Source organism: Rhodococcus sp. T2V (genome assembly GCF_029269925.1).
GTDB lineage: Bacteria > Actinomycetota > Actinomycetes > Mycobacteriales > Mycobacteriaceae > Rhodococcus_F > Rhodococcus_F koreensis.
The window spans coordinates 1-9629 of the sequence record NZ_JARJBD010000171.1 but is presented as its reverse complement, the minus strand read 5'-3'; the positions used below and the strand labels follow the sequence as shown (position 1 = coordinate 9629).

The 9629-nt window shown below is 63.9% G+C and carries 6 protein-coding genes; 2 read left to right on the top strand and 4 right to left on the bottom strand.

Annotated elements, in window-relative coordinates; all coding sequences use genetic code 11:
- Nucleotides 1-1574 precede the first annotated feature (1574 nt).
- Nucleotides 1575-2867 carry an MFS transporter gene (locus P3H15_RS51665; RefSeq protein WP_276144434.1) on the bottom strand — a complete coding sequence of 431 codons (1293 nt, stop codon included), beginning with the start codon at nucleotides 2865-2867 and terminating at the stop codon, nucleotides 1575-1577.
- Between the two features lie 318 nt (nucleotides 2868-3185).
- Here P3H15_RS51665 and P3H15_RS51660 point away from each other — a divergent pair, with 318 nt between their 5' ends.
- The gene (locus tag P3H15_RS51660) at nucleotides 3186-4946 is read left to right on the top strand and encodes a glycoside hydrolase family 13 protein (RefSeq protein ID WP_276144433.1); all 1761 of its coding nucleotides are present in this window, start codon (nucleotides 3186-3188) and stop codon (nucleotides 4944-4946) included.
- 58 nt (nucleotides 4947-5004) lie between these two features.
- On the opposite strand, the gene P3H15_RS51655 is transcribed toward P3H15_RS51660, so the two are convergent.
- The 3 genes from P3H15_RS51655 to P3H15_RS51645 all read right to left on the bottom strand — a co-directional run bounded on the left by P3H15_RS51655 (nucleotide 5005) and on the right by P3H15_RS51645 (nucleotide 8611).
- Complete coding sequence (locus P3H15_RS51655) at nucleotides 5005-5484, bottom strand: MarR family winged helix-turn-helix transcriptional regulator (protein ID WP_276144432.1); 480 nt, start codon at nucleotides 5482-5484, stop codon at nucleotides 5005-5007.
- A gap of 789 nt (nucleotides 5485-6273) precedes the next feature.
- Nucleotides 6274-7302, bottom strand: a complete 1029-nt coding sequence (locus P3H15_RS51650; RefSeq protein ID WP_276144431.1) for an IS110 family transposase — start codon at nucleotides 7300-7302, stop codon at nucleotides 6274-6276.
- An 85-nt stretch (nucleotides 7303-7387) separates the two neighbouring features.
- Nucleotides 7388-8611: an IS110 family transposase gene (locus P3H15_RS51645; RefSeq protein WP_276144435.1), complete on the bottom strand. Its 1224-nt coding sequence runs from the start codon at nucleotides 8609-8611 to the stop codon at nucleotides 7388-7390.
- Nucleotides 8612-9085: 474 nt separating this feature from the next.
- Between P3H15_RS51645 and P3H15_RS51640 the strand changes: the two genes are divergently transcribed.
- Nucleotides 9086-9629, top strand: a 544-nt coding sequence (locus tag P3H15_RS51640) for a transposase (protein WP_276144430.1), incomplete at its 3' end; no start/stop codon positions are given.

Below are 9629 nucleotides of genomic sequence, written 5' to 3'. Positions count from 1 at the left end.
CGCCCTCGACGACTACTCCCGCACCAAGCACGTCATGCACAACCACAGTCGCTGACCACCAGCCAGCCAAGCCGATAGGGCGGTCTCGAAGCGGACCACCATGGCTTCGCCCGAGCCCGCACGTCGTTGTCCTGTGCGAGCGGATCGTCCTTGAGGCGACGCCTGGACCTGGGGTGAGGAATCTCGAGTGGCGAACGGGTCTTGGTCAAGGCTGCTCGCAGACCGGGGATCCGGAGAATTTCGCCATTGGATCTTGCTTGATTCACGTGAGTGGCCGCGGTGGAGGATCTGCGCAGCGCGGATGACGACGTCGAGGTGGATCGCTGCATCCGCATCGAAATCGCCCAGCTCAACCAGCCATACAGGGCCCCTCCGCGCACTCGGCAGCAGCTTCGCTCACGTGCTCCCATCCAGCTTGAACGATGAGAATTCGAGCAAACCGTAGTGGCAGACGAGCAGCACGAGCAAGATTCAGTGACAAAAAAAGGAAGATCAACTGTCACAGGACAGTCGTGTCGCCCACCCGCACATACCTTCGTGGCGAGCCGTTTTGTCCTGTCTCGTTGAATATGAGGCATGATCAGCACGCTGAGGGCCGCTGAGCTGTGCGGCCTCATATGCGTGAGATGGCTGGAGACGCCCGAAGTCTCGCCGATCATGAGGCAACACATCGAGCCGCCAACGGTCCGTCGGTGCCGTCTCACCACGTCAGAAGACTCGGTGTCTCAGTTTGCTGAGACGCCATACCGAATACCTCGGATCGGTGAGCCATACCGGGTTGGATGAGACAGAACACGGCAGATCGAGGCCGCTCACCAAGACGGGGATCGACCCGGTTAGCTTCTCGTTGAAGAGTTCGGATTCTCATTGAAAGTTCGTGCGTCGTTCGGATTCGAATGATTGCTGAGAATCTGCGGCGGCCGCCACCACACACCACAGCAAGTGACACTCGCCTACGCAACCGCGGTCAAAGCCATCCCGCCCTGGCCGGCCTCCGCGGCCGCCATTCCTCACCACTGGCGATACCGGCTACAGACCCGCAACCACTATCTCGGCATCCAAACCGATCACGACAGCGTCACCCACGCAGCGATCTACCCCGACACCGTCGAGCCGGCCGCACAGATCCTCAACCCGCCAACCAGCACACGCCGAGGAGAAGAAAACGAACGAACCGTTAGAAGAAGAGATCGAATAGATGATGAGAATCGACCACAAACCCCCAGGACAGACCACGAAAAGTCGAACCTTCAGGCGGGAACCTACACCCGGCGAACGTCTACGTGGACAAGAAATCTGGGGGCCACCACCGAACGTTCCGGATTGCAGGCGCTGCACGGCCGTGCCCGAATGTGCGATGTGATCGTGGTACACACCCCGGACCCGCTCGGTCGGACCGTTCGCCTCCAGGGCGGCTCTCGAACCGCCGTTCAGCGATCGCTACAAGAGGTCGAAGCGCGAGGCGACGGGAGCTTCGCGCGCGCTCCTCTCGATCCGCCAGAGTGAGGGCCGATTTCGGGTCGACATCCCGCAGCCGGCGGAGTGTGTGGTGTCGATGCACACCCATGTCCCAGCTACTTGACATGCCGCACCGCGAACAGAGCTAACGCACCCAGTACGACCGACGTGATACAGACTGGGAACAGCGCGCCATACCCGCCGAAGACCGTGACTGTCGCACCGCCGATCAGCACACCTAGCGTCTGCGGAAGCACGGTGGCGATGTTCATGATCCCGAGGTCCTTGCCGGTGTTCATGCCGGACGGAAGGACCTTGGTGATGAGGACGAAGTCGACGGCGTTGTAGATCCCGGTGCCCAGTGCCGAAAGGAAGGCAAGCGCGATGATGGCCGCAGTGGTAGGCCAGATCCAGGGCACCGCGAGACCGAGAATGACGAACAACGCACCGAGAAAGATCAGGGGCTTCGTGCGCTTGATCCGGTCAACCAGCAGGCCGGCCAGCGGGGTTCCCACCAGGCCTCCGGCCACCCCGGCAACACCCAACAATGGGATGACGTCCACCGCATCTGCCTTGCCCAGTCCGATGTACGACTGGAGAATGTACAGCGTGAACGCAGTCTGCGGATAATAGCCGACAAACACCAGAAATCGGCCGATGAATACCCAGGCGAAATTCGGGTATTTGACGGGGTTCACCCAGTACGTCTGGAGGACTGCCTTCAAGTTCAGCGGAGGCTTCGGCTCGCCGATGTTCGACCGCCGGTTAACGACAACAAAGAGAATGCCCGCCAGGAACGGGATTGCCCCGACCACGACAAATCCGAGAACGAGGGTCTCGGTGAAACGCGCTGCGATGACCTGGCCGGACAGGCCGCCGACCATCTGCATCATCCCCATCACCGCCGAGAACCGGCCGCGGCGTACCACCGGCACGCGGTCGGGAATGTGAGCGCTGACCGGCGTGGTGATGAAGCTCGTGGCGACCTGGATGAGGCACCAGTAGACGACGAGCTCGACGAGCGAGGTTGAGAACCCCATGAGAATCATCGTGACGAACATCAGCGTCGATCCGAAGAGGATCCATGGCGCACGACCGCCGATGCGCGTGCGCGTCCGGTCGGCCAACATTCCGGCGATCGGACCCGCTGCCATCCCCACTACCGCGCCGATCGCGATGGTCACGGCGAGAAAGCCGATGGCATCTTTCCCGCCGATGCGTTCCGCCTGCAGGGCCAAAAAGATCGCCGTCGTCGCGGCCAGCAAGACACAATAGGACGCGTAGGAGATTCCTAGCGTGACCAGAAGCCCCCACAACTTGAGCTGCCGAAGGGACGCAGGCTTCTGCTCGGCGGAATCGCCGCCGGAGTTCGGCTTTGCCGCCACCGGCTCATCAGGGATAACGGACATCGAACTACTTCCTTGTAATTGTCCGAAGGGCGAATGCACCTTGGATGGGTTTCTAGAGTGGACTTCTGTTCGTGATCGGCTCCGATGATCAGGGGCCGATTCCGCTGAAGACCGGCCACCAGGCGGTACTAACCTGACCCATGGAAAGGGCGATGTTCACCGCGGTCGTTGTCGGGCCGGCGACAGGGTGCACTACCTAGTTGCTCGATGGTCTGCTCGGACCACTTGTCGGGGGTTTACCCGCGTCCGCTATTGACGCAACCCTGCCGACAACTCGACCGAAGCCGAAGCCGAAGACTGCGCGGGTCTGGCTTCGCCTTGACCGGTGATGTGACGCTACGAACATCGGGCACGCCAGATAGTGTATGTTACATACATATTCAAGTCAACGATTCGACACGCAAGGGGATTCTGATGACCCACGACACCACGGCTGACGCGCCGATCTTCTGCCGCCAGGACGGCACACACACTGTCGAGTGGTGGCGCGACGCCGTTGTCTATCAGGTGTATCCGCGCTCGTTCGCGGACAGCAACGGTGACGGAATCGGGGACATCCGAGGCATCATCCGCCGCCTGGACCACATCGGGGCGCTGGGTGTGGACGCTGTGTGGGTCTCCCCGTTCTATGTCTCACCGATGGCCGACGGCGGGTACGACGTTACCGACTACCGGGACATCGATCCCATGTTCGGCACGCTCGCGGACCTTGACGACCTGGTCGCAGCCGCCCATGACCGCAGCTTGCGGTTGATCGTGGACCTGGTGCCGAACCACACCGCGAGCAACCATCCCTGGTTCCTTGAGGCTCTGGTCTCCCCGCCTGAAAGCCGCGCGCGTCAGCGTTACATCTTCCGCGACGGCAAGGGCCCCGACGGGGCGGAGCCGCCGAACAACTGGACGACCGTTCGCGGTGACCGCGCCTGGACGCGCGTCGATGACGGCCAGTGGTACCTCCACCTCTTCAACACTGCCCAACCCGACCTCAACTGGCACAACCAGGAAGTCCACGCTGAGTTCATCTCTATCCTGCGGTTTTGGCTCGACCGCGGGGTCGACGGGTTCCGCGTGGATGTCGCTGCCGGGCTCTACAAAGAGAACGGACTGCCGGACTGGCCGTACGCCACCTTCGAATACAGCGACGGCAAGTCGCCGATGTGGGACAAAGAGCCCGTTCACGACGTCTACCGGGCTTGGCATCGCGTCCTCGCCGAATATCCAGGAGATCGCATCCTGATCGCGGAGGCGTTCGTCCAGCAGCCCGAGCGTCTCGCCCGGTACATCAGGTCGGACGAGATGCAGCAAGCGTTCAACATGCCGTTCATGATGGCCGGCTACAACCCGGGTGCACTCCGCGAGGCTATCGATACCTCCCTCGAAGTGAATGGCGCGGTAGGAGCCACGACAAGCTGGGTCCTCAACAGCCACGATGCCATTCGGACCGTTTCGAAGTTCGGGATGCCGTGTCTTTCCGACATTCCCCGAGGCATCGGTCCCCACGATCCGCAACCCGATGTGGCACTCGGCCTTCGTCGAGCTCGCGCCGCGACGCTGATGATGCTCGCGCTTCCCGGCGCGGCCTACCTCTATCAAGGGGAGGAACTCGGTCTCCCCGACAACACACTCATCCCCGATTCCGCGCGCAACGACCCCGGATTCTTTGTCAGCAATGGAGCCTACGCCGGACGAGACGGATGCCGGGTACCGATCCCGTGGATCGGAACCGGCCCGTCGCTGGGTTTCAACGACACTGGCCGACTCTGGCTGCCGCAGCCTGAGGACTACGCCAAGCTGGCCGTCGAGCAACAGATCGGGGTCCCGGGCTCCACACTCGAGTTCTACCGGGACGCACTGAGACTGCGTCGCGACTTCGTCCTTGGCAGCGGGAGCCTTTCGTGGGTTACATCACCAGAAAAGGTGCTCGCTTTCGACAATCGAACCGTCCGTGTCATCGCGAACCTGAGCGAGTCGCCCGTCGCGCTCACTGCCGGAGCCGACATCCTGCTCGCCAGCGACGAGGAGGCCGTCAGCGGCGGGCTGCTCCACCCCGATCACACCGTCTGGCTCGTGCACAGCTGATCAGCACGGTGGCCTGCTCTCACTGGATCGCACGAGCAGGCCACCCGCCGATCCCTCGTCATGTGTCGTGTGCTCCCACCTGGTGCACTTGGACGTTGGTCGCGTGGCCATAGGCGTCGGCGAATCGCTCGAGGAGTTCGCAGAACGCCGTCGAGTCGTCCTCCCCTAACTCCATCATGGCGCTGGTGAAGGCCCTACGGCCCCACACGGAGTCCTTGCGGTAGGCCGCAAGCCCTTTGTCACTGACAGCGATCAGCTGGGCGCGACTCCCCGCTGTCCGACACCGCTCGAGCAGCCCCGCCGCTAAAGCCGCGTTCACCTGGCGATTCACCGTTGACTGCTCAAGCCGCGCCTCCTCGGAGATCGCCCGCAGCGTCCGGGCCTGCCCGTCAGACAGCAACGCGATCAACCGGCGTTCGGCCAGCCCAAGCTGGTATCCCTGGTCCCAAACCCGCTTTGCGCTGTCGATCTCTACGAACAAACGGGCTACCCGCTCACCGACTTCCTCTAACCGGTCCTCGCGAATCTCTTCGTCCACTCGCGCTCCTGCGTCCCCGGAACCGAGGTCTCGGCTCAGTAACCTTTGTGTAAGCAACATACATCGTACGAGATCTCGGAGCAGCCCTGCCACTACGGCACTGACAGCGGACGCGCGGCGTCCGCCACGGAGCCGGGCAAACGTGAATTGCTGGACGGTGGCCAAGGGAGTGTCAGGCTCTCGGTGGATCTAGCTCTGGCACATCGGTTTAGACAGTATGAGGGTATGGGCTGGGGCCCACTCCACATGTGAACGTGGTTGCCGACAGGAAACGGGTCCTGGCCGGTAGAGCCACAAGATGTGGGAGGCCCCAGCAATGAATCAGCGTACGAGCGCGGGTGTCCCTGGCGGGACGCCCGTTCAGACATCCCAGGGCCTCGGATGTCATCCCTGTAGGAGCGCGGTTTGTCAATGCTGGGGGTTTGGGGGTTCGACCCGCTTTACGGGCAGCGCTGCGTGAGGGGCCGGGGGTCAATGCGGAGCGCCCGGAGCGTAGCGAGGACGAACGGCGTTGACGGTGGGCCCCCGAGCCGGCGCAGACTTCCGATGGGGGGGTGGAGGTCGACGAACACGGTTGGCTATGTGGGTTTGGGGGTTGTGTTTTCGTCTCCAGCGTTGATGCATGGGTTGGGTAAGGCCGATTTCTCGGCTACCGGTCATCCCTTCGCCCGGCGCTCGCGGGCATGGAGCGGTGCGATGGCAACACGCGGGGTCAATCAAGCGGACGACCACGCCACGGTGTGGGGGTCATGACAAACAGCGGCCACGCACGTGTTGCGTCCGAGGTGCTCACGCCGCCCGATCCCGGGCCAGGGCGCGGATGTGTCCGTCACGGAGCCCGTAGTAGACGAGCGTGAGCAGCTTGCGGGCCGCGGCGACCTTGGCGATGCTCTTACCGCGGCGGGCCTCGATGCGATCTTTGTCGGCGGAGATCTTCGCCGTCGTCGGATGGCGTTGCACGGCCTCGACCGCCGCCCACCGCACCAGCTTGGAGCCCTGCTTCGTGATGTGCCCGCGGTGCACGGTCGTGTCCGATTCGCGGTGCTTGGGGGTCAGGCCGGCCCACGAGCACAGGTGCGCGGGATCGACGAAACGGTGCACGTCTCCGATCTCGGCGACGAAGATCGCGGCCAGGGTGGGTCCGACGCCAGGCAGTTCCTGGATGGCCGTGTAGCCGCGGTGGCCACATAGCTCGGCCGCGATCTGTCCGAAGAACCGGGCCTCGTGCTGATCGAGGACGTCGATGAGCTCGAGCAGCGAGATCACCCGCTGCGCATAGGGTTCGCCGAGCGGGACCCGGGCCAGCTTCTGGCGGCCGGTGACCCCGAACAGGTCCGACACCGGTATCAGGACTCCGGCCTTGGCGAGCACGGCGTGCACCTGCGCCTTGAGCCCGGAGCGCAGTGCGACCAGCTTCGCCCTGTAGCGCACCAGTTCGCGGAGCTCGCGTACCGGTGGCGGGGCGATCCAGGCCTCGGGCAGTCGGTGCATCCGCAGCAGGTCCGCCAGGTCACCGGCGTCACGTACGTCGTTCTTCACCCGCCTGTACCGAAATCCTTTGACACCCAATGGGTGTGCCAGGTGCACCGTGGCGCCCGCCGCTTCGAGGGCGTCGACGGCCCAGTACCAGCCGTACGTCGCCTCGAGGACTACCTCGGGGTTCGGACCGGCCTTCTCGATCTGCAGACCCAACGCCACCGGGTCGTTGACGATCCGTACCGCCGACAATTGTTCACCCTCCGCCGTCTGGCGGACGATCACCGATCGTTGCCGGTGCAGATCGATCCCGACGACCTGCTTTCCGTCATACTCGCTCATAGGGGCCTCCTCTATCGTGTTGAAGTGACACCCCCAGCATTCGCCGGGACCCACGAGAACGGGGAGGCCCCGCTCCTACATCGCATCAAGCAGCGGGCTTGTCGACGTGATGTGACCATGCGGTCGTCTCGTCGTAGTGGGTGCGGGTCTTGAGGCACCCGTGCAGGATGCCGACGAGCCGGTTGGCGAGCTGGCGCAGCGCGGGGTTGTGGTCGAGCCCGCGGGCGCGTTGTCGGTCGTAGTAGGCGCGCGCCCCGGGCGAGGTCTGCAGTGCCGATTGTGCCTGCCGCATGAGGGCGTCGACGAGCCGGTCGTTGTGCACGTATCTGGCGGCGACGAGCTTCCGTTTGCCCGAGGCCCGGGTGATCGGGCTGGTGCCGGCATAGTTCTTGCGGTTCTTTGCGGTGGCGTAGCGGGTGGGGTCGTCACCGAACTCGGCGAGCACCCGGGCACCGAGGACCGCGGCCAGGCCAGGCTGGGACAGCACGATCTCAGCGTCCGGGTGACGACGAAAATGGGCATCGACCTGCACTTCGAGTACGGTGATCTGCTCGTTGAGGGTAGCCAGCACGGCCACCGCGGCGCGGGTGGTGGCCGCATACGCGGCGGTGACCACCCCCGGCCGACCGAGCTGTTCGGTGCGCAGCGCGGTCCGGATGCGGGTGGTCTTGGTGTCGATGTCGCGGCGACGGGCCCGGCGCAGGGCGGCGGAGATCTGGGCCCGGCTCAACCGGGCCGCCGCGGTCGGGTCGGGGGCCTTGCCGAGCAGTTCGAGGGTATCGGCAGCGTCGAGGTCGTCGAACGCCTCCAGCGCGGCCGGGAAGTACTCACGCAACGCGTGTCGCAGCCGCTGCGTCTGACGGGTGCGTTCCCAGATCAGCGTCTTGTGTGCGCGGGCAACGACTTTCACTGCCTCTGCGTCGGGGCTGTCGCCGGCCATCGCGCGGAGCTGGTGGGCGTCGGTGCGAACCATGTCGGCCAGCGTGTGCGCGTCGGCGGCGTCGCTCTTGGCGCCGGACACCGCATGGCGTTGCCGGAAGCGGGCCGCCTGCAACGGGTTGACCGGATACACGACGTAGCCGGCTGCATTCAGCGCCGCCACCCACGGACCACGGTCGGTCTCGATCCCGACCCGCACCTCGGCCTCGTCGCCGGCGTCATCGCCGAGCTGTGCGGCGATCAGCGCGTGCAGCCGTGCGATTCCGGAACTCCCCTCCTGTAGTCTGGATTTCGTCAGTGTGCGCCCCGATGAATCCATCAGTTCCACATCGTGATGGTCCTCGGCCCAGTCGTCACCCACCAGCAGCAGCATTCACTCTCTCCCTTCCCCGTCCGTCATCGACCAGATACCTCGGCAGCCTGCGGAAGAAGTTTCGGCGACCTAATAAACAGTGCTCTGCGGCACGACATCCCAGCAGCGATCATCTTCTTCCGAACCGAACCGGCGGGGGCACGATCTGAAAGCAGGACTTCCAACCCCCGTCCAAGGGATGAACAGTGCTCTCTCGCTGGCCGGCTACCGGACACCAGTCTGGCGCATCGACCGGTGACCCGTAGCTCTTATTAGGGATGAAAATGATCTCGTGGTCGCCCGTCGACGCCGCGATACTCTAGTTCCTCGAGACTGTGTACGAGCGGGGCGCGGGGATCACGCCGTGGGCCCTTCAATGTTGCCATTCGATGACCGAGCACGAGGATCAGATTCTTTCTTCCTTTCCCTCCTGTGACCCCCACGGGCGACCACCTATGACAGGTCGGTATGCGCGCAGAACAGGAGCAGAAGATGCTCACCGAACCTCACGACGAGGAACAGATCATCGCCCGAGTCGCAGCACTCGACATCGGCAAGGCGGAGCTGGTGTGCTGTGTCCGTGTCCCAGGGAATCGCACATCCACTCGGCGACTACAGGAGGTCACCACCCATGCCACGATGAGCCGGGCCCTGACCGAGCTGGCCAATCACCTGATCGACCTCGGCATCGAGCGAGTCGTGATGGAAGCGACCTCCGATTACTGGAAACCGGTGTTCTACCTATTGGAGGCGCACGGACTCGACCCGTGGCTGGTCAACGCCCGCGACGTCAAGCACCTACCGGGTCGGCCGAAGACCGATGTCCTCGATTCGGTGTGGTTGTGCAAGGTCGCCGAACGGCAGATGCTGCGGCCGAGTTTCGTGCCCCCGCGCCCGATCCGGCAGTTGCGGGACCTGACCCGCTACCGCAGCACCCTGGTCGCCGCCCGCACTGCCGAGAAGAATCGGGTCGAAAAACTTCTCGAGGACGCCCCGTTGACTGAACTACTGAGGGTGTTTTCCGTGTTCGGCGGAC